Annotated in this window: 22 protein-coding genes; 9 read left to right on the plus strand and 13 right to left on the minus strand. The window is 60.8% G+C overall.

Annotated elements, in window-relative coordinates; translation table 11 throughout:
* Both DBP26_RS14965 and DBP26_RS14970 read left to right on the plus strand, forming a co-directional pair.
* Positions 1–763 (plus strand): neutral zinc metallopeptidase (locus DBP26_RS14965; RefSeq protein WP_112235848.1); only part of this gene is annotated, 763 nt, incomplete at its 5' end.
* Between the two features lie 5 nt (positions 764–768).
* Positions 769–1,758, plus strand: coding sequence for a hypothetical protein (locus DBP26_RS14970; protein WP_108240648.1), 990 nt, complete (start codon positions 769–771; stop codon positions 1,756–1,758).
* Between the two features lie 81 nt (positions 1,759–1,839).
* Here the strand turns inward: DBP26_RS14970 and DBP26_RS14975 are convergent, their stop codons facing one another.
* The 3 genes from DBP26_RS14975 to DBP26_RS14985 all read right to left on the minus strand — a co-directional run bounded on the left by DBP26_RS14975 (position 1,840) and on the right by DBP26_RS14985 (position 3,974).
* Positions 1,840–2,430: an HAD family hydrolase gene (locus tag DBP26_RS14975; protein WP_108240647.1), complete on the minus strand. Its 591-nt coding sequence runs from the start codon at positions 2,428–2,430 to the stop codon at positions 1,840–1,842.
* Entirely contained in the window at positions 2,427–3,296 is an 870-nt protein-coding gene (gene tesB, locus DBP26_RS14980) for an acyl-CoA thioesterase II (RefSeq protein WP_108240646.1), read from the minus strand. The genes DBP26_RS14975 and tesB overlap by 4 nt, the downstream gene beginning before the upstream one ends.
* A gap of 114 nt (positions 3,297–3,410) precedes the next feature.
* Positions 3,411–3,974 carry a GNAT family N-acetyltransferase gene (locus DBP26_RS14985; RefSeq protein ID WP_108240645.1) on the minus strand — a complete coding sequence of 188 codons (564 nt, stop codon included), beginning with the start codon at positions 3,972–3,974 and terminating at the stop codon, positions 3,411–3,413.
* Between the two features lie 125 nt (positions 3,975–4,099).
* Here DBP26_RS14985 and DBP26_RS14990 point away from each other — a divergent pair, with 125 nt between their 5' ends.
* The gene (locus tag DBP26_RS14990) at positions 4,100–5,017 is read left to right on the plus strand and encodes a histone deacetylase (protein ID WP_108240644.1); all 918 of its coding nucleotides are present in this window, start codon (positions 4,100–4,102) and stop codon (positions 5,015–5,017) included.
* A 218-nt stretch (positions 5,018–5,235) separates the two neighbouring features.
* Entirely contained in the window at positions 5,236–6,477 is a 1,242-nt protein-coding gene (locus DBP26_RS14995) for a TIGR03862 family flavoprotein (RefSeq protein ID WP_108240643.1), read from the plus strand.
* 23 nt (positions 6,478–6,500) lie between these two features.
* On the opposite strand, the gene DBP26_RS15000 is transcribed toward DBP26_RS14995, so the two are convergent.
* Complete coding sequence (locus DBP26_RS15000) at positions 6,501–7,628, minus strand: acyltransferase (protein WP_256604727.1); 1,128 nt, start codon at positions 7,626–7,628, stop codon at positions 6,501–6,503.
* On the opposite strand from DBP26_RS15000, the gene DBP26_RS27325 reads away from it, so the two are divergent.
* The 3 genes from DBP26_RS27325 to DBP26_RS15010 all read left to right on the plus strand — a co-directional run bounded on the left by DBP26_RS27325 (position 7,509) and on the right by DBP26_RS15010 (position 10,582).
* Entirely contained in the window at positions 7,509–7,814 is a 306-nt protein-coding gene (locus DBP26_RS27325) for a hypothetical protein (RefSeq protein ID WP_256601418.1), read from the plus strand. The genes DBP26_RS15000 and DBP26_RS27325 overlap by 120 nt on opposite strands.
* A gap of 249 nt (positions 7,815–8,063) precedes the next feature.
* Positions 8,064–8,396, plus strand: coding sequence for a hypothetical protein (locus DBP26_RS15005; protein WP_108576122.1), 333 nt, complete (start codon positions 8,064–8,066; stop codon positions 8,394–8,396).
* Between the two features lie 263 nt (positions 8,397–8,659).
* Positions 8,660–10,582 carry a methyl-accepting chemotaxis protein gene (locus DBP26_RS15010; RefSeq protein WP_108237974.1) on the plus strand — a complete coding sequence of 641 codons (1,923 nt, stop codon included), beginning with the start codon at positions 8,660–8,662 and terminating at the stop codon, positions 10,580–10,582.
* Between the two features lie 149 nt (positions 10,583–10,731).
* On the opposite strand, the gene DBP26_RS15015 is transcribed toward DBP26_RS15010, so the two are convergent.
* On the minus strand, positions 10,732–12,048 hold the full coding sequence (locus DBP26_RS15015) for a PAS domain-containing methyl-accepting chemotaxis protein (protein ID WP_108237973.1): 1,317 nt from the start codon (positions 12,046–12,048) through the stop codon (positions 10,732–10,734).
* Between the two features lie 250 nt (positions 12,049–12,298).
* On the opposite strand from DBP26_RS15015, the gene DBP26_RS15020 reads away from it, so the two are divergent.
* The gene (locus DBP26_RS15020; protein ID WP_108237983.1) at positions 12,299–13,090 is read left to right on the plus strand and encodes a substrate-binding domain-containing protein; all 792 of its coding nucleotides are present in this window, start codon (positions 12,299–12,301) and stop codon (positions 13,088–13,090) included.
* 51 nt (positions 13,091–13,141) lie between these two features.
* On the opposite strand, the gene DBP26_RS15025 is transcribed toward DBP26_RS15020, so the two are convergent.
* Positions 13,142–13,609, minus strand: coding sequence for a metallophosphoesterase family protein (locus DBP26_RS15025; protein ID WP_108237972.1), 468 nt, complete (start codon positions 13,607–13,609; stop codon positions 13,142–13,144).
* Positions 13,610–13,612: 3 nt separating this feature from the next.
* On the minus strand, positions 13,613–14,818 hold the full coding sequence (locus DBP26_RS15030; protein WP_108237971.1) for an MFS transporter: 1,206 nt from the start codon (positions 14,816–14,818) through the stop codon (positions 13,613–13,615).
* A 272-nt stretch (positions 14,819–15,090) separates the two neighbouring features.
* Here DBP26_RS15030 and DBP26_RS15035 point away from each other — a divergent pair, with 272 nt between their 5' ends.
* Positions 15,091–16,107, plus strand: a complete 1,017-nt coding sequence (locus DBP26_RS15035) for a LacI family DNA-binding transcriptional regulator (protein WP_108237970.1) — start codon at positions 15,091–15,093, stop codon at positions 16,105–16,107.
* A 100-nt stretch (positions 16,108–16,207) separates the two neighbouring features.
* On the opposite strand, the gene DBP26_RS15040 is transcribed toward DBP26_RS15035, so the two are convergent.
* From DBP26_RS15040 to DBP26_RS15065, 6 genes are all read right to left on the minus strand, one after another.
* Entirely contained in the window at positions 16,208–16,945 is a 738-nt protein-coding gene (locus tag DBP26_RS15040; RefSeq protein ID WP_108237969.1) for an SDR family oxidoreductase, read from the minus strand.
* A 2-nt stretch (positions 16,946–16,947) separates the two neighbouring features.
* A complete protein-coding gene (locus DBP26_RS15045) occupies positions 16,948–18,480 on the minus strand; it encodes an FGGY-family carbohydrate kinase (RefSeq protein WP_108237968.1) in 1,533 nt (510 codons plus the stop codon).
* Between the two features lie 50 nt (positions 18,481–18,530).
* Complete coding sequence (locus tag DBP26_RS15050; RefSeq protein WP_108237967.1) at positions 18,531–19,622, minus strand: alcohol dehydrogenase catalytic domain-containing protein; 1,092 nt, start codon at positions 19,620–19,622, stop codon at positions 18,531–18,533.
* A gap of 138 nt (positions 19,623–19,760) precedes the next feature.
* Entirely contained in the window at positions 19,761–20,732 is a 972-nt protein-coding gene (locus DBP26_RS15055; RefSeq protein ID WP_108237966.1) for a ribose ABC transporter permease, read from the minus strand.
* A gap of 4 nt (positions 20,733–20,736) precedes the next feature.
* Positions 20,737–22,248, minus strand: a complete 1,512-nt coding sequence (locus DBP26_RS15060) for a sugar ABC transporter ATP-binding protein (protein ID WP_108237965.1) — start codon at positions 22,246–22,248, stop codon at positions 20,737–20,739.
* Between the two features lie 72 nt (positions 22,249–22,320).
* Positions 22,321–23,265 (minus strand): substrate-binding domain-containing protein, encoded by a 945-nt coding sequence (locus DBP26_RS15065; RefSeq protein ID WP_108237964.1) that lies wholly within the window; start codon positions 23,263–23,265, stop codon positions 22,321–22,323.
* Positions 23,266–23,271: the final 6 nt, after the last annotated feature.

The following is a 23,271-nucleotide window of genomic DNA, read 5'->3' on the forward strand; positions in this document are numbered from 1 at the left end:
AAATCGCCTGCTCACCGGCCAGGACCCGATGCAGATCCTTGGGCAGATCGCGGGCCAGATGGGCACGCAACAGACCAGCGCGGTCGATCCGCAAACCCGTCAGGCGCCGCCGGCCAACGACGAACAGGCTGATTTCGTGCGGGCGATACTGGGTGACACCGAGGACACCTGGCGTCAGGTCTTCCAGCAAGGCGGCCGTCAGTACAAGGATCCGACGCTGATCCTCTTCCGAGGCCAGGTGCAATCGGCCTGTGGCTTTGCTTCATCGGCCAGCGGGCCTTTCTATTGCCCGGCGGATCAGCAGGTCTACTTGGACATGGATTTCTTCCGCGAAATGGCCCAGCGCTTCAAAGCCGCCGGAGATTTCGCCCAGGCGTATGTGATCGCACATGAAGTTGGCCATCATGTGCAGACCTTGCTTGGGGTTTCAGCTAAAGTTGACGCCGCCCGTCAGCGCGGCGCCCGCATGGAAGGTGATAACGGTCTGCTGGTGCGCCAGGAACTACAGGCGGACTGCCTGGCCGGTGTTTGGGCCTACAACGCTCAAAAGCGTTTGAACTGGCTTGAGCCCGGTGATATTGAAGAGGCTTTGAATGCGGCCAACGCCATTGGCGACGACCGTTTGCAACAACAAAGCCAAGGGCGGGTAGTGCCCGACTCGTTCACCCATGGGACGTCTGCCCAGCGCGTCCGCTGGTTCAAGACAGGTTTCGCCCAGGGACAAATCAACCAATGCGACACGTTCGCCGCCAAGAGCCTCTGAATCCTATGATGAAACCGCTTTCGATCCTGTTGTTGGGCACCCTGATGAGCGTCACTGCTCATGCTGCGGATCAGGCGGTCAAATCCATCAGCCCCGACCGGCTGCTGATAAACGGAACCTCCCAGGCGACGCTGGGCCTGAGCCAGAACTGGGTCCATCCCAGCCCCAACATCCAGCGTGTGGTGATCGTGTTTCACGGTCGCCTGCGTAACGCCCAGACTTACCTGCGCAGTGTCGAGCGTGCCGCCAATCAATCGCGGCAACGCTCGAAAACCTTGCTGATCGCACCGCAATTTCTGGACGAGAAAGACATCACCGCCCATCGCCTGCCCGACAGCATCCTGCGCTGGCACGGCAACGACTGGATGGCAGGCGAAAAATCGCTGGGAGCCAAACCGGTCAGCTCATTCGTGGTCATCGACCACATCCTCAAGCGCCTGAGCGACAGCAAGCTGTTTCCGAACCTGAAAGAAATCGTGATTGCCGGCCACTCCGGCGGTGCCCAAGTGGTGCAGCGTTACGCTGTGATCGGCGGCAAGGAAGACGCGCTTTTGAAGAAGGAAGGGATCAAATTGCGTTACGTGATCGCCAACCCGTCTTCGTATGCCTATTTCGATGCCACCCGCCCCCTGCCGGTCAATGCGGCCACCTGCCCGGCGTTTGATACCTGGAAATACGGCATGAACAAACTGCCGCCGTATGCGGGTAAGGACACTCCAGCCGAGCTGGAAGCGGCGTACGTGAAGCGTGATGTCACTTACCTGCTGGGCGATCAGGACACCGATCCCAACCACCCCGCGTTGGACAAGGATTGCGGCGCGGAAGCCCAGGGGCCGTTTCGTCTGGCACGCGGGCACAATTATTTCGACTACCTCACCCGGCGTCATCCGGAAGGCATTAACCAGCGGTTGATCGAAGTCAAAGGGGTGGGTCACAACGGCAGCGCAATGTTCACCTCGCCAGAGGGGCAGGCGGCGTTGTTCAAAGGGAACTGACCGGCGTCGCTCGCGACACCCCGCCCTGTGGAATGAGCCTGCTCACGCCCACGGGGCGAGGTGTGCGGCGCGATCAAAACGTTAACGCAGCCATTCACGCACTGCGCCGCAATCCTGCGCGTGCCAGTCCGTCAGTTCCGGCCAAGGGTTATCCGGCAGGTTGACCAGGACCGTATGCGTTCCCGCCGCTTTGCCACAGCGCAGGTCGAACTGATAGTCCCCCACCATGACCATCTGCGAAGGCGCGACGTCCCAAGCCCGCGCCAGCTTCAACAGCCCATCCGGATCAGGCTTGGGTGCAGCTTCATCGCGCCCGAGCACATCATCCACCTGAAAACAGTCCGCGATGCCGATGGCCTCCAGGGTCACATGCGCCAATTCGCGGGCATTGCGGGTCAGTACGCCCAGGCGACAGCCCCGCTGCGCCAGTTCACGCACCAGCTCGACAGCGCCTGGCGCAGGTTTGGAGGCGATGGCCAGTTCACGTTCGTGTTCGAGCAACCAGGCGTGCTTGGCTGCGGCCTCCTCAGAGGGCAGTGCGGCAAGGTGGCTGAGAATGTCGTCTTCCTGCGGGATGCCCAGCGCCCGCTTGATTGCCGGGAAGTCATGCACGGCAATCGTCAGGGTGCCGTCCATGTCGAACACCCAATGGCGCAGTTGCGCGAGGCTCATGACCAATCCTTGCGATGGCGAATGAGGCCTTCCTGGCTGACCGATGCGACGAGGTTGCCCGCACGGTTGTAAACACTGCCCCGGGAAAAGCCCCGAGAATTGCCGGCCCAGGGGCTGTCCATGGCATAGAGCAGCCAATCATCCGCGCGCAGCTCGCCATGGAACCACAACGAGTGATCGAGGCTGGCGATCTGCATGTCCTTCTGCCAGACAGTCTTGCCGTGGGGCAACAGCGACGTGGTCAGCAGGTTGAAATCCGACGCGTAGGCGAGCATGTATTTATGCAGCGCCGGAATATCCGGCAGCGTGCCATCGGCGCGGAACCACACGTACTTCACCGGATCGGTCGGCTTCGGGTTATAGGGGTCCGATTGGGTGACCGGCCGGAATTCGATCGGTTTCGGGCACAGTAATTTGTCTTTCAGGTGCTCGGGAATCAGGTGCTCGCGCTGGCGCATCAACTCCAGTTCGGAAGCCAGGTTCTCCGGCCCGACCACTTGCGGCATCTGGCTCTGGTGCTCGAAGCCTTGCTCGTCGTATTGAAACGAGGCGCTGCAGGTGAAGATGGGGTTGCCCTTTTGAATGGCTGTCACACGGCGCGTGCTGAAACTGCCGCCATCGCGCACGCGGTCGACCTGGTACACCACCGGCAGATGCGCATCGCCGGGGCGTAGAAAGTAACCATGCAACGAATGGACATGGCGCTCGTCTTCAACGGTCTGGCTCGCCGCCGACAGCGACTGACCCAGCACCTGCCCGCCAAACAGCTGACGAAAGCCCAGATCCTGGCTACGTCCACGGAAGAGGTTTTCTTCGATGGGCTCCAGGCTCAACAGCGACACCAGATCATCCAGCACATGGCTCATTGGGGGTTCCTCGCACACAGTCATCACAAGCAGATCCAGCCACGGGCACCGTTGCGCGCCGGATGTGGCAATCGCGCGAGATGATACAGATGTTTACCGCGCGATTCGCGCCTCTTACAAGGTTGCGAGCCATTGCTGACGATTGATGCGATACAGCACATGCGCACGCAGCGGGTGGCCTTCGGGTAGGTTGGGGTGGTCGAAATCGTCGTCGGGGCGGTTGTGCATGCCGATGGCCTGCATCACCTTTTGCGAAGGCAGGTTGCTGACAGAGGTGAATGAAACGATCTCGTCCAGCTCGACGTGTTCGAACCCACAGCCCAGCACGGTCCAGGCCGCTTCACTGGCGTAACCCAACCCCCAGTGTTCTCGTGCCAGCCGCCAGCCGATTTCAACCGCGGGGGTGAACGGCGCGTCGAACCCGACCACATTCAGTCCGGTGAAACCGATGAATTCACCTGTGTCCCTGCGCTCGAGCGCCCAGAGCCCGAAGCCGTACTCCGCAAAATGACCGCGAATGCGGCCAATCATCTTTGCGCTTTCTAGGCGCGTCAACGGCTGCGGGAAATAACGCATGACCTGAGGATCGGCGCACAGGTGCGCGAAGGCTGGCAAATCGTCATCGCGCCATTGACGCATCAACAAGCGCGGGCTGTTGAGCTCCAGTATCGGCTCCATCGAACATCTCCCCTGATTCACTGCTCAAATCCCTCACCGATGAATCAGCAACCGGCTTGCCATTCGGCTGTGCGCTGACGGCCATAACTGGCAAGATCCCCTTTCGCATTCGACACGTAGCCGCCATGCCTCTGCCGCTTATCTACCACGAAGATTACAGCCCGGCGTTTCCGCCCGACCACCGTTTCCCGATGGACAAGTTCCGTCTGCTTCACGACCACCTTATCGACAGCGGCTTGACCACGGATGCTCAACTATTCCGCCCACAGGTCTGCCCTGACGATATTCTCGCGTTGGCTCATGATCCGTCCTACATCCGTCGGTACATGGATGGCGATCTTTCCCGCGAGGATCAGCGTCGTTTGGGGCTGCCTTGGAGTGAAGACCTGGCTCGCCGTACCGTACGCGCCGTCGGCGGTTCGTTGCTCACGGCCGAGAAGGCGCTGCAGCATGGGCTGGCCTGCCACCTGGCCGGCGGAACCCACCATGCGCATTACGATTACCCCGCCGGTTTTTGCATCTTCAACGACTTGGCCATCATCAGCCACTACTTGCTGCAGAGCGGCCGCGTGGACCGCGTCTTGATCTTTGACTGCGATGTGCATCAGGGCGACGGCACCGCGCGGATTCTCGAACACACCGACGACGCCATCACCGTTTCCCTGCATTGCGAGAAAAACTTCCCCGCGCGCAAGGCCCGTAGCGACTGGGACATTCCCCTGCCAATGGGCATGGGGGACGGCGATTACCTGAAAGTAGTCGACGACACGCTCAATTACCTCTTGCCGCTCTACCGTCCCGACCTAGTGCTCTATGACGCCGGGGTGGATGTGCATAAGGATGATGCGCTGGGGTACCTGAAGCTCACGGATGATGGTGTTGCGCAACGGGATGAAGCGGTCATGCGTCACTGCCTTGGGCGGGACATTCCGGTAATGGGCGTGATTGGCGGCGGCTACAGCAAGGACCGAGAGGCCCTGGCCCGGCGGCACGGGATTTTGCACCACAGCGCCAATAAGGTCTGGATGTCGGAAGGGTTGTAAGCTCGCCTTGGACGGACGGAGGCCTGGCGAGTCAAAGACTTACCCACATCGGCTGTGGAGCGGCCTGTGGATAAGCTGAGCGCAAGCATAGAGGCTCCTGTAAACACGGGCGCGGCAGCCCGCTGTACATTTTTTGCTCAATAGTTTTCCACAGGGCGCTCGTTCATCACAGCGCTCGGGTAGAATGCGCGGCCCACTTCTCGATTCGCACCTCGCTCATGACATCAGCCACCCTCACTTCCCTCCCATCCGTCGCCATTATCGGGGGAGGCCCCGCAGGGTTGATGGCCGCTGAGGTGGTCAGCCGGGCAGGTTATCCTGTCGACCTCTACGACGGCATGCCCTCCGTTGGGCGCAAGTTTCTGCTGGCGGGCGTCGGCGGCATGAACATCACCCATTCGGAAGCCTACCCCGCGTTTATTTCCCGCTACGCCGAACGCGCCGCGACGATCGCTCCCTTGCTGCGCGGTTTTGATGCCCCTGCGCTGCGCGACTGGATTCACGGGCTGGGCATTCAGACCTTCGTCGGCAGTTCGGGCCGCGTGTTCCCCACCGACATGAAAGCCGCGCCACTGCTGCGTGCCTGGCTCAAACGCCTACGAGAGCACGGGGTGGCGATTCACACTCGCCATCGCTGGCTGGGCTGGAATGCCGACGGCAGTCTGCGCATCGCCAGCCCCGAGGGCGAATTGGCCGTTGCTCCAGCCGCCACCCTGCTTGCATTGGGCGGTGCCAGTTGGCCACGTCTGGGGTCAGACGGCGCGTGGCTTCGGCTGCTGGAGGAGCGCGGCGTCAGCATCGCCCCCCTTCAGGCATCCAATTGTGGCTTCGAGGTGGCCGCTTGGAGTGAGGTGCTGCAGAGCAAGTTCGCTGGCGCACCATTGAAGAACGTCGCCATCGGCTTGCAGGGGCAATCGTTGCGCTTGGGCGAATGTGTGATCACGCAGTCCGGAATCGAGGGCAGCCTGATCTACGCCCTTTCGGCGCAGATTCGCCAACAGATCGTTGATCAGGGTGCGGCGACGGTGGAAATCGATCTGCTGCCCGGCAGACGACGGGTGGATGTGGAGAAGGCACTCGCCAGACCCCGCGGCTCTCGCTCGATGGCCAAGCACCTGCACAGTCAGGTCGGCATCGATGGGGTCAAGGCCGCCCTGCTGCGGGAACTGGCCTCTGCAGAAACCTTCAACGACACCCGCCAGTTGGCGCAGGCCATCAAGGGGCTGCCGCTGACGCTGGTTCGGCCTCGCCCGCTGGAAGAAGCGATCAGCACCGCAGGTGGTGTTCCTTTCGAGGCGCTGGACGATAACCTCATGTTCAAGTCGCTGCCCGGCGTTTTCTGCGCAGGTGAGATGCTCGACTGGGAAGCGCCCACGGGTGGCTACTTGCTGACCGCCTGTTTCGCCAGTGGGCGTGCCGCCGGGTTGGGGCTGGTAGCGCACCTGCGCGGCAGTTCCTGACTCGAGCACCGCCGCGCCCACGCTCACGCCACTCGATCGACCTGCGGCTTCAGCGGCTGCACCGCCTCCGGCTTGTCGGCAGCGGGCCTGGCCTTGCCCGCCCCGCCCAACACCCGTTTGCCCAGTTCGTAGCCTTTCATCTCGATGTATTTATGGGCAAACGCGGCGAGGATCACGCAGGCGCCTGCCACGGCGATGACGAAGAGGTTGTTCGCCCACACCGATCCCGTGTCCATGAACCGCTGACCACCGATCATCGGCGCCAGAGCGAGCCCTGTGACCTTCTGCGCGACGATGAAAATCGTCGACAGTGAGAACAGCAGCGCGGCATGGGTCATGTAGATCGAGTAAGACAACTTGCCCAGCAAAACGAACGGGCCAGTCTTGAGCAGCGTCGACACCAGGCCACCCTCGAAGGCGAACAAAAGCACCAGCGCACAGAACGTCAGGCTGCCGACCGGCGAGCGAAAGTTGAAGTCGTTCATCACGATCCACCAAGTGGCATACATCATGGCGCATTCGAGCACCGTGACCAGCCACGGCTTGAACGTCCACTTATCGCGGATCATCAGGTAGACCAGATAGGTGATATTACCGGCGAAGAAGCAGGACAGGCCGAGCATTGCCCGCTCCACCAGTGGCTCGTTTTCCGAAAAGATCAGCATGAAGGCGACCAGCGAAATGGCAGCGAACATCAGAAAGCGGTTCTTCATCGACAACAGGCACAGCGCGCCGAACAGCAGATAAATGTAAAACTCGATGCTGATGGTCCAGGAAGGGTAATTGAACGACATGGTTTCGGTGAGCGAAGTCCATGCCTGCACGAGAAACAGGTTGGGCAGGATCTCGCGCGGGGCAAACAGGCCGGTAAACGGCACGTTGTTCAGATCAAAGCCCTTCTTGTAGGCCGTCCAACGGACCGTTTCAAACAGAATGAATACCGCCAGCATCGTCAGGTGCAGCGGGTACAGGCGAAAGACCCGGGAGATGAAAAACGCTTTGAATGAGAGGTTGGGCTTCATGCCGTAGGTATGCGCCAGAACGAAGCCACTGAGCACGAAGAAGAAGTTGAGCAGAACTTCGTCGCGACGAAAGAATGGCAGCGTGATGAAACTGTCAACGACATGCAAATGGAAAAAAACAACCAACAAGGCGCAAATGCCTCTGAAACTGTCGAGGGTGGTAAAGCGCTGAACAGGCTTCATAACGCAACTTCCGTACTGGTTGATGAAATCGCCACCCTGCCGAAGCTGGCGCCAGTACACGGTATTGGGTTCCCCTGTGCCTCAACAGTTGAAATATTTCATCCCGCCGGTTCCCGGGTGCGCAAAAGTTGACGCCATCGATCGTGATCAATGACTTTACAGTCACCGAAAAATGTATCGCCCACGCAACGTCGGGAAATTGGCTTCGTGAACGCCGCATCCAGACGGCTTCTCCGGCAACCCAGCCCCACGAACGCGCTTCGCTCAACTATCAATGGCGGCGATGATCGCTACCACTCGTATTGACTTCTTAATGATTCGGCGCGGCGTAACATCACCTCCATACCGAGTCACCCACTACCGACTTCTGGAGCTACCGACATGAACACTCAAAAACTGATCCTGGGCCTGGCCTTCTCTGTACTGGCAACCGGCGCGTTTGCACTGCCCACTGTCCACGGCACCAGCGCCGTAGCGGAAAACGGTTCATCCCATACCCACATCGAGCGCGTGGCCGCCGATGGCGCGGACCGTGTAGGTGCCAATCGCGTGGCTGAAAACGGCTCCGATCGCACCGCTCTGGGTCGCATCGCTGCCGACGGCGCGGACCGTGTAGGTGCCAATCGCGTGGCTGAAAACGGCTCCGATCGCACCGCTCTGGGTCGCATCGCTGCCGACGGCGCGGATCGCGTAGGTGCCAACCGCCTGAGCTGATCTTTCCGCCCCCAGCCCCTCCCAGCCCGGCCTTTGCCGGGCTTGATTTTTCCCCCCATCAATCCGCGTCACCCCATGCACTTCTTCGCCCTGGCGTCTGATCCTCAGCCATGCTTTCAAGAAGCCCCGAGAGGCGTCCTGACATTTCTTTCAGTTTTTCCGAGACTGGCCGATGCATTCGTAAGACTCACTGTTTCGCTGGCCCTGATAACAATAACTCTCCAGCTGACGACTTCGAAAAAACGGACATTCTGGAGATTGACATGAAAAGCTGGTTCGCAAACATCAGCGTCAACACGAAACTGGCCCTTGGGTTCGGCATCGTTCTCGTTTTCACTGCCTTGCTGGCTCTCATCGGCTGGAACAGCCTGGGCAACATGACCTACCGCAGCGAGCGGGTGGCTGACATCACCAAGCTGGGTCAAAAACTCACCGACCTTCGCGTGACCCGACTGCAATACATGCTCAGCAGTGGCGACGAAACCGCCGCGCAAAGCGTCCAGACGGCGCTGGATAACTACAAAGCCCAGCAGCAATTCCTGCTCACCACCTTCAGCAACCCGCTGAACGTGCCGGTGATCAAGGCGCTGAGCGATCAGATCAGCGCCTATCAAAATTCACTCAACAAAATGCGTGACGGCTATAGGCTCAGCGCCAAGGTCCGTGCCGACATGGGTGTGGACGCGGTGAAGGCGGCCGATCTGATCGCCGCAATCACCGATGACGTGATGAAGCTCGACCCGAGCGACGAACGACGATTCGCGCAGTACCAGACCATCATCAAGGCCAAGGAAGACGTTATGCTGGTGCGCTACGAAGTGCGCGGCTACACCGGTAATGTCACGGCCAAGACCGAGGAAGCGGCTCAGCGTCAACTGGCAGCGGCCATCAGCGGGCTGGATCAGCTGAAGGCGACCTTCAGTGGCACCCAGGCCGATCGTCTCAAGCAACTGGAAGCGTCGCTGATCGGCTACCGCAACTCGGTACAAGGCTTCAAGGACGCTACGGACAGCATCAATGCCGCCCGCGCCGAGATGACGGAAGAGCAGACGAACATCGTCAAGCTCAGCCAGCAATTGGTCGATATTCAGAACTCGCTGGGCGAGTCGGATACGCGCCAGGCACGTATGCTGCAGATTGGCGGCACCCTGCTGGCGCTGATCTTCGGCGCGCTGGCGGCGGTACTCATTACTCGCCAGATCACCCGCCCCCTGCAAGAAACCCTGGCGGTGGTCGACCGAATTGCATCTGGGGACCTGACGCAGAACCTGGTTGTGACGCGCAAGGACGAGTTGGGTGTGTTGCAGCAAGGCATTCAGCGAATGGGCGCGACCCTGCGCGACCTGATCGGCGGCATTCGTGACAGCGTGACGCAGATCGCCAGCGCTGCTGAAGAACTGTCAGCGGTCACCGAACAGACCAGCGCTGGCGTGAACAGCCAGAAAGTCGAGACCGACCAGGTGGCCACCGCTATGCACGAAATGTCGGCCACCGTGCACGAGGTTGCGCGCAATGCCGAACAGGCCTCTGTCGCCGCCTCGGCCGCCGACACGGAAGCGCGCGCGGGTGACAAGGTGGTTGGCGAGGCGATCGCGCAGATCGAGAAACTGGCCACTGAAGTGATTCGCTCGACAGACGCCATGAGCGTGCTGGAAAACGAAAGCGACAAGATCGGCAAAGTCATGGACGTGATCAAGGCCGTGGCCGAGCAGACCAACCTGCTGGCTTTGAACGCCGCCATCGAGGCAGCCCGAGCGGGCGAAGCCGGACGTGGATTTGCCGTGGTGGCCGACGAAGTGCGCGGTCTGGCGCAACGCACCCAACAATCGACGGAAGAAATCGAAGGCCTGGTTGCGGCGCTGCAGAACGGCACACGTCAGGTGTCGGACATGATGCTCAGCAGCCGTAACCTGACCGACAGCAGCGTCGCGCTGACCCGCAAGGCGGGCACGTCGCTGGAAAGCATTACCCGAACGGTGTCGAACATCCAGGCGATGAACCAGCAGATCGCAGCCGCAGCCGAGCAGCAGAGCTCGGTGGCTGAAGAAATCAGCCGCAGCATCGTCAACGTTCGCGACGTGTCCGAACAGACCGCCGCCGCCAGCGAGGAAACCGCCGCGTCCAGCGTCGAGCTGGCCCGCCTGGGCAATCAACTGCAGATGCTGGTCAGCCACTTCAAGGTCTGATACGCAAAAGCCGCGTTCCGGGAGCTACCCGGACGCGGCTTTTTTGCAACTTCACCTTCTTGCAGCAGCCCGGTCAGTCACCCTTCACGGATTAGAACCGAAGAAGAGGGTGGACTGGATGCCCGCTCCCCCTTCACATCGCACAGGCCTCAGCCCGAAAGCTGATTGGCAAATTGCCCCACCGCGCTCACCACTTTTCGCGCGCCGTCCTGGATCTCCACGATCACCGAGCCCGCCTCACTGGCCAGTTCCAGTCCCTGCTGGGCCTGTTGCTTGCCATTGATGATCACGTTGACGGCCTGTTCGGCCAGTTGCTGGTTCTGTTGAACCACGCCCACGATTTCTTCAGTGGCTTTGCTGGTGCGCGAGGCCAACTGCCGGACTTCATCGGCAACCACTGCAAAGCCGCGCCCTTGCTCGCCGGCGCGCGCTGCTTCGATGGCCGCGTTGAGTGCCAGCAGGTTGGTCTGATCGGCAATGCTGCTGATGCTTTGAATGATCGAACCGATCAACTGCGACTGTTTGTCCAACGCTGCAATGCGTTCGGCGGCCTGCTCCATGTGCCCGGCCAGCTCACGCAGCGCGTCGACGGTCTGACTGACCACGGCGGCCCCTTTCTGCGCGCTGCCGTCGGTTTGCTGAGAGGTACTGAAGGCGATGCTCGCCGCATCCGCGACTGCCATCTCGCGGTTAACCTGATCGGTGATGACGGTGGCGAATTTCACCACCTTGTACAACCGGTCGTGAGCATCGGTGATCGGGTTGTAGGACGCTTCGAGCCAGACCTCACGGCCGCGGCTGTCGACGCGTTTGAAACGTCCGGTCACGAACTCGCCACGGCGTAACGTGTCCCAGAACGCTTCATACGCCGGCGAGTTGGACTCCACCGCGTCGCAGAACATGCGGTGGTGCTGACCTTGAATCTGCGCTAGCGAGTAGCCCATGGAGCCGAGAAAACGCTCGTTGGCCGTCAGCACTTCGCCGTCAAGATTGAACTCGATCACCGCGGTAGAACGCTGCAAGGCTTCGATCAGATTTTCATGTTCGCGGGAGTTTTCGATGGTGCGTGTGAGGTCACTGGAGTGGACGGTGAAATGCTTCACCACCCCGGCACTGTCACGCACGGGCTGAACGATCGAGCGCAACCAGGCTTCCTGGCCGTTGCCTCGCATCAATCGCAGCGCGCCGCTGAGGTGCTCTCCCCGGCTGATTGCCGTTCTTACCCGATGATGGAAATCCAGGTTCATCACATGCGCAGGAACCAGTTCCTCGATGGAGCGCCCGACGAGGTCGGCGTTTCGATAATGCATTTCGTTTTCGAAATTACCGTTGACCGACTCGATACGACCTTGCGCGTCCAGGCGCATGCACAGCATCTCGCTGTCCAGACTGCTCCTCACCTGCTCTACGGAAGAAAGTTCTTCGCGCAGGGCAGCCAACTCTTGTTTTAGACGTTTATTGAACATGAACGACGAGCTTCCGAAGAGGTGACGGGAATCGCCCTTAGCATCGGCCCTGCAGTAGCTTTCTTGAGGTGCGCCCCAGGCCAGCCGTCGTATTTCCCGGCAGGCAAACCGAGGGAAACCTCACCACGCCCTCGTGCTCATGATCGTGCCGATTGTGCATAAAGGGATTTACACCTCCGACAATTGCCACATACTTGCCGGCGCCTTTTTTATTTCGTCAGCATCATTTTCAAAAGCCAAGGTCATCTTCATGAAGAAAATTCTCCCCTACCTTCTGAGCGCCGCCATCACCTTCATCCCGTCGGCCTTCACGCAGGCCGCAACCCCGGTCGCGCCCGTTCAACTGATCGTCCTCAGCTCCGGTGGCATCATGGGTGCGTTCAAGGCGGTCTCGCCGGATTACGAACAACGCGTGGGCGTCAAACTTCAGGGCGAAGTCGCGCCGTCCATGGGCGCCACGCCGCAAGCCATCCCCAATCGCCTTGCCCGTAACGAACCTGCCGATGTGGTGCTGATGGTCGGGGCGGCGCTGGACAAGCTGATCAAGGACGGGCAGGTCGATCCGAAAACCCGCGTCGACCTGGGCAAATCCTACATCGCGATGGCCGTCAAGCACGGCGCGCCGCATCCGGACATCAGCACCATGGAAGCTTTCAAGCAGACCCTGCTCGACGCCAAGAGCATCGCGTATTCCGATAGCGCCAGCGGCGTGTACCTGTCACGGGTGCTGTTCAACCAGATGCACATTGCCGAACGCATTCAAGGCAAGAGCCGGATGATCCCGGCCACGCCGGTCGGTGAAGTGGTTGCCCGGGGTGATGCGGAAATCGGCTTTCAGCAATTGAGCGAACTCAAACCGGTGGAAGGTATCGACATCATTGGCCTGATCCCCGACCAGGCGCAGCAGATGACGCTGTATTCGGCCGGCGTGGTCGCCCGCAGCAAGCACCCGGAACAGGCCCGGCAATTTCTGGAATTTCTGAGTTCGTCTGCTGCGGCGCCCGCGATCAAGGCCAGCGGATTGGACCCGATCGCGAAGTGAGTCGGCGGCTGAGGCCGTTGGCGCGGTCTCTCCCTGGCGGCGCAGGCCGCCTCAGGTCAGATCCAGCTCGACCAATTCGCCCCGCACCGCGAGGCCATCGATGTGCAGGATTCCCACCGTGATCGGCAGTTTGAATCGTCGCGGCCCGGCACTGCCGGGGTTGATGAACAACACGCCGTGCCGTAACGCTTGCAGCGGCTTGTGGGAATGCCCCGTGACCACCACGCCAATGTCGGGCGGCAATGTCTCAGGAACATCGGCCAAAATGTGGGTCACGTAGATCCCGACCGACCCGACACGCACGGTGGCCTCGAAGGGCACGCTTGCCGCCCAGGCATCGTCGGTGTCGTTGTTGCCGCGCACCACGGTCAGCGGGGCGATGTTCCTGAGCGCATCGAGGATCTCAGGCTTGCCGATGTCACCACCATGAATCAGGTGATCGCAGCCCCGCAATGCGTCGACCGCCTGGGGGCGAAGCAAGCCGTGGGTGTCCGAAATCAGGCCGACTTTCGTTGCCATCGCTCAACTCCCGCTCGCCGCCAGTGCCGCTTGGCGAGACTGCACACGCTTCATGCTGATCATCGCCAGCAATGCGACCAGTGCCACCAGCGTCGCAAAGAACTCGCCAACGTGGGGCAAGCCGAATGACCGGACGCTGAAACCGACCGCCACCACGGGCACCGAGATGGAGATATACAACACCACGAAAAACGCCGACGTCACGGCCGCCTTCTGATGCGCAGGGCTGCAGGCGGTGACCGCGCCCATGCCCGCGCGCAGGATCATGCCCTGCCCGAGGCCCGCCAGCAGCCCCGCTCCCACCAACAGCAGCAACTGCGCCGTAGCAATGCTCAACCCCAGGCAGACCATGCCTGCGATCAACCCTGCGCAGCCCAGGGTCATATGCACGCCTTTGGGCAGCCATTGCAGCAACGCCTGCCCGAGGATCGACGCCACGAAAAACAAGCCGATCACTGCACCGATCAGGACCCCGCCCCGAACCTGCATGATATGCATCATCACCGAGGGCACCATGCTGGTAAACAATCCCGCTACGCTGAACCCGGCCAGCCCCGCAATCGACGCCGAGATGAACACGCCACGCACCGAGGCGGGCACCGAAGGTTTCTGTATGGCCAGCTTGAGCCGTGGTGGGCGCTTTACCGTCTCGCGGATCACGGCAACGCCTAGCGCGGCCAGCACGAGCAGCGCGAGATGAACGTAGAAAATCAGATTCAGCGGGTCTTGCAGATATTGGGAGGTGAACCCTGCCAACAATGGGCCGACGCCCAGGCCCAGCATGTTCGCTGCAGTGGCCACCAGCGTGGCGTTCTTCCAGGTTTTAGGCGCCAGTTCGATCACGGCGACAGTGGCGGTCCCCGTCATGATGCCAGCGGAAAAACCGGAAAACAGGCGCCCCAGCAGCAGGCCCCCGATCGAATCGGACAGTAGAAAAATCACCGCACTGAGCGCCCCCATGAACAACCCGGCGAGCAGCATGGGGCGCCGCCCCACTTGATCCGACCAACTGCCGACCGCCAACAAGGCCGCGATCACGCCTGCCGCGTAGATCGAAAAGATGATGGTCAGCCAACTCGCATCAAACCCCAGCCGCTGTTGATAAATCGCGTAAAGCGGGGTGGGCAGCGTCGTGCCCACCATGGCAATCAGCAGGGCAGCCGCCGCGATGAGGAAATCGCGTGAGGACGTTGAATCGGGCGAGGTCATGAACCCTCCATGAACGACAAAAAAGGACACACAGTATTGGTCAATTCGATACCGGGCGCCCTGAAAGTTCTGCGAAGGGTGACCTGCTGCGCCTGAAACGGTGACCGAGCCCGGCGGACCAAGGCATGTGAGCGCCCGAAAAACCGACAATGAAAACGTTAACATCTGCAGCGTTCTACTGAGCCGTTCAACCTGTCATCGTGCTAGCCTTAGCCCTTTAAGCGTCCATGCGGCCCTGCCGATGACGTCTCGTTTCAAGGCGCCCGGAATTCATGAGTAAAAAGACGCCCGTCACCATTTCCGACATTGCACGGCGAGTCAACATGACGCCGGTCACAGTGTCTCGTGCACTCAACAAACCTGACTTGGTCAAGCCTGCAACCCTGGCGCGGATTCTGGAAGTGGCGCAGGAGTTGGACTATGTGCCCAACGCTTTCGCCCGCAGCCTGAAGCGCAGCGAAAGTCTGATCATCGGTGTGATTACCGCGTCGGTGGATAACCCGTTCTACAGCGAAATGATCAAAGCCATCTCCCGTGAGGCGAAGAAGCACGGCTACACCATCATGCTGGTGGACACCGATGGCTCCGAGGAGTTGGAGCGCAAGGCAGTCGACACCCTGCTCAGCTATCGCGTGGCGGGCATCGTGTTGTCGCCGGTCTCGGACGAACCGGAATACCAGCCCAATTACCTTCATCGCTTGAGCAACGGCGACGTGCCCGTCGTGCAACTCGACCGCGCGCTGCACGGCAGCCCCTTCAGTCACGTGGTGCTCGACAACTATCACAGCGGGCTCAAGGGTGCCCGCTATCTGCTGGCGCAAAGTCCAGACATGCGTCGACTGCTGGTGCTGACGGGGCCGGCCCACTCACGGATTTCCGAAGAGCGCCTCAAAGGCGTGAAAGCGGCGCTGGCCGAAAGTGGCAAAGCGGTGCAGTTGGACATTCGAGTCGGGGATTACACCCTCGAACCCTCTTACCAGAGCACACTGGACTACCTGCGCGACAACACCGCACCGGACGCGATCTTCGGCTTCAACCAGTTGATCACACTCGGTGCAATGCGGGCATTGCGAGACCGCGGCATCGCCCACGACAGCCTGCCCATCTGCGGTATCGATCGCCTGCCCTTCGCGGATATTTTCGGCATCCCCATCGCATGTATCGCCCACGATGCCTCCCGGGCGGGAAGCAGTGCAGTCACGTTATTGCTCGAGCGTATTCAGGATCGCTACTTGCCCAAGGCGAAGGTGGTAATCGCAGGGGAGTTGGAGAACGGCACGGTCGGGTGAGGTCACCGCGGAGCCGACGAGGGGCACGAGCATGCCCGCCTGCTGATCTGCCCCGCAGAGGTTATGGCCCCTCCCGGGTTTGAGGGGCAGCTCCACAAGGTTATCGACTGGTGTAACCCCCATCGATGGGCAGCGTGACCCCACTGATCATCGAGGCCGCCTCGCTCAGCAGAAACAGAATCGGTGCCGCCACTTCCGCTGTTTCAGCGAAACGGCCCAATGGAATGGCCGCCAGCGCCGGGTCGCGCTTGCTCGGCTCGCTCCAGGCCATCTGCGCCATGGGGGTGAGGGTAACCGTGGGATTGACGCTGTTGACACGTATCCCGTACCGGCCCCACTCGCCGCATTGCACCCGCGTCATGGCATCCATCGCACCTTTCGACGCGCAGTAACTCAGGTGGTCGTCCAGCGCCACCAGAGAGGCCTGACTCGAAACGTTGACGATGCTGCCTTTCACCCCGTCCCTGATCATGGCTTTCGCCACCTGCGCGGCAACCAGCGCCGAGGCACGGACGTTGACCGCCATGACCTGGTCGAACGCCAGTGCGCTGACCTCGGTGGCAGCTTCCAGAATGGAAATGCCAGCGCAATTGACCAACCCGTGCATCGTGGGCAGATCATCGAGCGAAGCGCTCAGTTGCGCCTGATCCGCCATGTCCACCCGCAGGACCCGGCAACCCTGCCCTTCCAGTTTCTGCAAGGCGGCCGGATCACGGCCCATCCCGTACACCTCCGCGCCGCCGGCCAACAACTGCTGAACGACCTCCCAGCCGATGCCACTGCTGGCGCCGGTGACCAGCAACCGCTGGCCGCTGAAGTCAAAACGGACGTTACTCACATTCACGCTCCCTGTAGACGATGCATGATGGGTTTGAGCGCCGGGTAAAGCGCCACGTAATCGGCGAACAACCGCGAGTAGACGGCAACGTTTTCGGCTCGAGGTTCGGCTCGGCGCTCCAGTTGCACCCAGCCTTTGTGCACTTGGGCTTCGTCGACCAGCCCTACCGCGTGGGCCGCGAGAAGCGCCGCACCGAGTGCTGCCTCGACCTCCTGAACGATGGTGTACACGGGAAATTGGGTAACGTCGGCGATGATCTGCATCCACAGGTCCGAGTGACTCGCGCCGCCGACAACAATCAAACGGGGATCCAGCGACCGCGCGCCTTTGGTGCCCGCTTCGATGTTGTGGCGCAGCGCGTAGGTGACGCCTTCGAGCACCGCACGGTAGAGATGAGTCCGGGTGTGATACAGGTTGAGGCCGACAAAACTGCCACTGGCTTTCGCGTCCCAGACCGGACTGCGTTCACCCATCAGGTATGGCTGGAACAACACCCCGTCGCTGCCCGCCGGAATCTTCGTGGCGGCACGTTCCAGAATGGCGTGGCTGTCTTCGCCCGTCTCGCGGCTTTGGTTTTCTTCAGCCTGGCAGAACTGCTCGCGAAACCAACTGACGGACGCCCCGGCGGTGATTGCACCGCCAAAAATGTAAAGATCGCTCGCGCCATTGAAGACGTGGGGAAAACTCACCAGCCCGTGACGCGCATCGACCTGCTGATTGAGGTAGCCCCAACACATGCTGGTGCCGATCATTGCGACATGGTTACCCGCCTCTGTGACACCTGCGGCGAAGGTCGCCATGGCCGCATCGACCCCACCGCCGAGCAAAGGAGTTCCGGCCTTCAGTCCAAGGCGCTCGGCCCATTCCGGCAGCAACCCAGCGACGACATCACCGGAATGCACCAGCCGCTCGGGCATCATCGCCCTGGGAATGCCCAGCGCATCCAGCATCTCGACCGACCAACGCCTGGCCTCGATATCGTAGACACCGCCGATATTGCCCGCCGAACTGTGGTCCACCGCCAACTCACCGGTGAGGCAATAGTTGATGTAGCTGTTGGGTGGCAATAGGTAGCGGGTATCCGCCCAAACGTTCGGCTGTTGTTCCTTGAGCCAGAGCATCTTGGTGAAGCCGTAATAACTGTCCACCCCGTTCCCGGTAATCGCGTACAGGCGCTCAAGATCCACGTGAGCCCGAACCCACTCCACCTGCGCTTCGGCGCGCCGATCCATCCAGATCAGGCAGGGGTAGAGCGGCGTGATCTGCGCATCCACCGCAATGCCGGAACCGCCGTACAGGCTGCTGACACAGAGCGATTTGACACGGTCCTTCGGCACCTGGCTTTTAGCCATGCAAGCCGCGACGCACACCTCCACCGCATCGAGCCAGACTTGCGGCCACTGCTCGGCCCAACGCGGCTTGGGCGTATCGACCTTATACGCGTGGCTGTGCTGCGCGACGATTCGCCCCTCGGCATCGACCAGCAATGCCTTGGTGCTCTGGGTGCCGATGTCGACCCCGATGACGTATTCCATCTTCACCCGCTCTCTTGTTAGGGGATCAGCCACAGGCGCCGGGCTGTCCGTCAGGCCCCAGTGACCGGCTTGAGCAGCACCTTGATCGACCGAGTCGAATTCGCCAGCTCGAACGCTTCGGCGAAGTCATCCAGGCCGAAGTCATGGGTGACGATACCCTTGGAGGTCACCAGGCCGCGCTCGAACAGGTCGATAGCGATCGGATAGCAATACGGCCCCAGGTGAGCGCCGCGCACATCCAGCTCCTTGCGGTCGCCGATGATGGACCAGTCGGCGCTGGTTTCGGCACCAAACACGCTGAACTCGACGAAACGGCCCAACTTGCGAATCAGGTCCAGGCCCTGCGTCACGCCCACCGGCACCCCAGTGGTTTCGATGTAGACGTCGCAGCCATAACCGTCGGTGAGGCCGTTGATGATTTCTTTGGCATTGTCACGGCTAGGGTTGATCACCACGTCAGCACCGAACTTCTTCGCCAGCTCCAGACGCTCATCGACCATGTCGATGACCACAAGCTTTTTCGGCGTTTTGAGGGCGGCTACCTGCACCATGCACAGGCCCAGCGTCCCTGCGCCAGCGATCACCAGCACATCGTCGAGTTGCACGTCGCCGCGGTTGACCGTGTGAATCGAGCAGGCCATGGGTTCGATCAGCGCCGAGTCCTCCAGCGACACGGATTCCGGGATCTTGTGCACGATGGCAGTTTTCGGAATACGCATGTACTGAGCCATCCCGCCTTCGGCGACGTCCTTCTGGAAACCGAAGATGTTGTGCACCTCACACATCCAGTACTTCCCGGACTTGCAGAATTTGCACTTTTCGCAGGGGACGATCTGCTCGGCGATCACTTTGTCGCCGACCTTCACGCCGAAGTGCTCTTCGGCGCCCTCGCCGATGGAGTCCACATAACCGAAGAATTCGTGGCCCGGCACCACCGGTGCCTTGACCCAGGGGCTTTCGCCGCCCCAGAACATGGCCGCGCCGGAGTGACATTTGCAGTCGCTGGCACAGATGCCACACGCGCCGATGCGAATCACCAGTTCGTTTGCACGGGCCACCGGCTTGCCGATGCGCTCCAGACGGTAGTCTTTCGGCGCGTGGCAGACGACAGCTTGCATGGTGTTCGTTGTGTTTTGTTCCATGTCGGTTCACCTGTTGAGGATGTTTGATGACCCGTAGGAGCGCGCTTGCCCGCGATCGCGCTCTGCCGTTGACAGCACCGCCTTCGGCCCGCTGCCATCGCGGGCAAGCGCGCTCCTACATACGTTGTTGTTCCATCTCTATTTGTGCCGCTGCCGACTGATGAAAATCGCCAGCAGGATGATTCCGCCCTTGATGACGCTCTGTACGTAGGGCGACACGCCCAGCATGTTCAGGCCGTTGTTGAGCACCCCCAGCAACATGGCTCCCACGAGCGTGCCGATGATCACGCCGCGCCCACCGGCGATGGACGCGCCACCGAGCACCACCGCTGCGATAGCGTCCAGCTCGAAGCCGACCCCGGCGTTGGGCTGGCCACTCATCAACCGCGAGGACAGCACCAGCCCGGCAATCGCGGCAGTGAGGCCGCTGATCGAGTAGACCAGCAACTTGAAACGCGACGCACGCACCCCTGAAAGGCGCACCGCCTCTTCATTGCCGCCAATGGCGTAGACGTAGCGCCCGATACGGGTGTGTTGAAGCAGCACCCAGGCGAAGAGATAGGTCAGCAGCATGATCAGGATCGGCACCTGAATGCCGAACAACGTGCCGCGACCGAACCAGGCGAACCAGTCCGGCATGCCGGAAATCGGATAGCCATCGGTGTACATCAGGCCCAGGCCGCGAGCGATGCCCATGGTGGCCAGGGTGACAATGATCGGGGGCATTTTCAGGTAAGCGACGAATACCCCGTTCCCCACACCGAACCCCACGCCGATGAGCAACCCGATGAGTATCGCGATCGGCGCCGGTACGCCTGCCACCATCAGGCCAGTGGTCAAGGTGCCGGACAAGGCCATCACCGGCCCCACCGACAGGTCGATACCGCCCGTGAGAATCACACACGTCATGCCCACGGCGATGATTGCGTTGATCGAAACCTGCCGGGCAATGTTTTCCAGATTCGCACCGGTGAGAAATTTGTCGCTGGCGAAGATCATGAAGATCGTCACCACCACCAGCCCGACGAAGGGGTAAAACGCCGGTGAGCGAAGCAACTGGGCGACATTGAATTTCGCGCTGGCCTTGGGGCGATCGGTTTGTGCGGTCATGGATTTAATGGACGTGTTCACTGTTCAGACTCCCGGTGGCATGGCGCATCACTTCTTGCGGGTTGATAGCCGATGACTCCAGCACGTTGACGATGGCGCCTTTGTTGAACACCGCCACGCGATCGCACATGCCGATGATTTCCGGCAATTCCGAGGAGATCATGATGATCGCGAAGCCTTGTTCGGTGAGTTTGCGCATCAGGTTGTAAATCTCTGCCTTGGCGCCGACGTCGATCCCTCGTGTCGGTTCGTCGAAGATCAGAATGTCGCAGTGGTGATTGATCCAGCGCGCGATCACCACCTTCTGCTGATTGCCACCGCTGAGGTTGATGACGCGGCTTTCACAGGTCGGCGCCTTGATCGACAGCTGCTTCATCAGCGCCGCCGTGGTGGCGTCTTCCTTGTTCCGGTCGAGCAGGTGCGCAGCGCCTTCGTATTTGCCCAGGTTGTTCAGCGAGATGTTCTCGCGAATACTGAAATCGACGATCAACCCTTCGCTCTTGCGGCTTTCCGGCAACAGGCCGATGCCATTGGCGAGCGAATGCGCAGGGTCGCTGAGGTTGACCGGCTGGCCACGCAACACCACGTCCTTGGTGACCACCGGCAAGGCGCCAATCACCCCGAGGGCCAATTCCGTCCGGCCTGAGCCGACCAGGCCGGCAAACCCGAGAATTTCGCCCTTGTGCAAATCAAAGCGGTTGTGCGGGCCATTGCGCGTCAGTTGAATGTCACGGACTTGCAGCACCACATCGCCCAGCGGCTTATTGGGCTTGGGTGGGAAACTGGCCTCGAGGCGTCGCCCGACCATCATCTCCACCAGCGTGTCGATGTCGCTGTCGGCCACGGTCAACGCCCCGACGTTGGCACCGTCACGTAGCACGCTGATGCGGTCGCACACTTGGAAGATTTCCTCCAGATGGTGCGAAATGAAGATCACCGCCACACCTTGGCTTTTCAGCTCACGCATGATGTCGAACAGCAGATCGGCTTCGGACGGTGTCAGCGTGGCGGTCGGCTCATCGAGAATCAGCAAGCGCGCATCCAGGGCAAGGGCCTTGGCGATTTCGACGAATTGCTGCTCGGCGACGCTCAGGTGCTCAACGGAGCAGTCGAGGTTGATCTTCACCCCCAGCCGATCGAACAGCGCGATGGCTTTTTCGCGCATGTCCTTTTTGCGCAACAAGCCCAGCCCATTGACCCACTCATGGCCAAGAAAGATGTTCTCTACGGCCGTGAGGTAAGGGATCAGGCTGAACTCCTGGAACACGATGCCGATCCCGGCCGCGATGGCTTCGTTGTACGTTGCGAAATGCTGCTCGGCCCCATCGATGAGAATGCTGCCTTTGTCCTGATGTTCGACACCGGCGAGGATCTTCATCAGGGTGGATTTACCCGCGCCGTTCTCGCCCAACAGCGCGTGGATCTCACCCCGCTCGACCTGCAGATTGATCGACTTGAGCGCATGCACGCCAGGGTAGCTTTTACAGATGTTTTCCAGTTGCAGAAGGCAGCTCATGGGCACCTCGTCAAACCGCAGCTCGGCTGAAGCCGCACCGCTCGCCTTACCGGACGAGCAGCGACGTTTCGTTTACCAGGAAAAGGTTTTGGCCTTGGCCTGATCCACCAGCAGGATGTTGACCGGAAGGGTCGCCGGGACTTGCGCGCCCCATTTTTTGGCCAGCGCCACGCCAAGGGCCAGACGCACCTGATCGCGTGGGTACTGGGCGGAGGTGGCGATGAACTTGCTGTTCGGCTTCTGGATTTCCTTCACCGCCTCAGGCGAGCCATCGACGCTGGTCAGCTTCACGTCCATGCCACTGGATTCGATGGCGGCCAACGCACCAAGCGAGCCGTTGTCGTTGACGCTGAACAGCCCCTTGAGGTTTGGCTGCGCCTGCAGCATGTTTTCGGTCACGCTGAGGGCCTGGTCGCGTTCCTGTTTGCCGTTCTGAATGCTGACAATCTTGATGTCGGGATGCTTGGCCAGTGCGTCCTTGCAACCGCGGACACGCTCCAGGATCGGCACCACGGCAATACCGTCGAGGATCGCGACGTCGCCTTTGCCACCGATGTTCTTGGCCAGGTACTCACAGGCCTCGACGCCCGCATCGTAGTTCTTGGACCCCACGAAGGAGTCCAGCGGACCGTCGGCCTGAGCGTCGACCGCCACGACGACCACACCCTTGTCGTGGGCCTGCTTGACGGCGGACTGCACGCCAACCGAGTCGGTGGGGTTGATGATCAGGATATCGATGCCCTTCTGCAGCATGTCTTCGATATCGCTGATCTGTTTGGAAACGTCATGCCGCGCGTCGGTGACCAGCAGCGTCGCACCAATGCTGCCGGTCGCGTCCTGCAGGGCGTTTTTCATGGTGACGAAATAGGGGTTGTTGATCTCTTGGAAAGACGCACCGATCTTCAGCGGCCCGGTCTTGGCGTCAGCGGCGTGCACGGAGAAAGACCCGGCGCACGCGACAGCTACGGCGAGAGAACACAAAACAGAGGAAAAGCCTTTTCTGAGGCGAGTTGTCATAGCGAA

This window comes from Pseudomonas sp. RIT409 (genome assembly GCF_003052515.2).
In the GTDB taxonomy this organism is placed as follows: Bacteria; Pseudomonadota; Gammaproteobacteria; order Pseudomonadales; family Pseudomonadaceae; genus Aquipseudomonas.

Coding starts and splice junctions, on each gene's coding strand:
- DBP26_RS14985 (WP_108240645.1), bottom strand. CDS start 3,974: ATGGAGCCGATACTGGAGCTCAACAGCCCGCGCTTGTTGATGCGTCAA.
- DBP26_RS15035 (WP_108237970.1), top strand. CDS start 15,091: ATGAGTAAAAAGACGCCCGTCACCATTTCCGACATTGCACGGCGAGTC.
- DBP26_RS15005 (WP_108576122.1), top strand. CDS start 8,064: ATGAACACTCAAAAACTGATCCTGGGCCTGGCCTTCTCTGTACTGGCA.
- DBP26_RS15060 (WP_108237965.1), bottom strand. CDS start 22,248: ATGAGCTGCCTTCTGCAACTGGAAAACATCTGTAAAAGCTACCCTGGC.
- DBP26_RS15020 (WP_108237983.1), top strand. CDS start 12,299: ATGAAGAAAATTCTCCCCTACCTTCTGAGCGCCGCCATCACCTTCATC.
- DBP26_RS15025 (WP_108237972.1), bottom strand. CDS start 13,609: ATGGCAACGAAAGTCGGCCTGATTTCGGACACCCACGGCTTGCTTCGC.
- DBP26_RS15015 (WP_108237973.1), bottom strand. CDS start 12,048: ATGTTCAATAAACGTCTAAAACAAGAGTTGGCTGCCCTGCGCGAAGAA.
- DBP26_RS14990 (WP_108240644.1), top strand. CDS start 4,100: ATGCCTCTGCCGCTTATCTACCACGAAGATTACAGCCCGGCGTTTCCG.
- DBP26_RS14995 (WP_108240643.1), top strand. CDS start 5,236: ATGACATCAGCCACCCTCACTTCCCTCCCATCCGTCGCCATTATCGGG.
- DBP26_RS15050 (WP_108237967.1), bottom strand. CDS start 19,622: ATGGAACAAAACACAACGAACACCATGCAAGCTGTCGTCTGCCACGCG.
- DBP26_RS15045 (WP_108237968.1), bottom strand. CDS start 18,480: ATGGAATACGTCATCGGGGTCGACATCGGCACCCAGAGCACCAAGGCA.
- DBP26_RS27325 (WP_256601418.1), top strand. CDS start 7,509: ATGCGCCAGAACGAAGCCACTGAGCACGAAGAAGAAGTTGAGCAGAAC.
- DBP26_RS15010 (WP_108237974.1), top strand. CDS start 8,660: ATGAAAAGCTGGTTCGCAAACATCAGCGTCAACACGAAACTGGCCCTT.
- DBP26_RS15065 (WP_108237964.1), bottom strand. CDS start 23,265: ATGACAACTCGCCTCAGAAAAGGCTTTTCCTCTGTTTTGTGTTCTCTC.
- DBP26_RS15055 (WP_108237966.1), bottom strand. CDS start 20,732: ATGACCGCACAAACCGATCGCCCCAAGGCCAGCGCGAAATTCAATGTC.
- DBP26_RS14970 (WP_108240648.1), top strand. CDS start 769: ATGATGAAACCGCTTTCGATCCTGTTGTTGGGCACCCTGATGAGCGTC.
- DBP26_RS15030 (WP_108237971.1), bottom strand. CDS start 14,818: ATGACCTCGCCCGATTCAACGTCCTCACGCGATTTCCTCATCGCGGCG.
- tesB (WP_108240646.1), bottom strand. CDS start 3,296: ATGAGCCATGTGCTGGATGATCTGGTGTCGCTGTTGAGCCTGGAGCCC.
- DBP26_RS14975 (WP_108240647.1), bottom strand. CDS start 2,430: ATGAGCCTCGCGCAACTGCGCCATTGGGTGTTCGACATGGACGGCACC.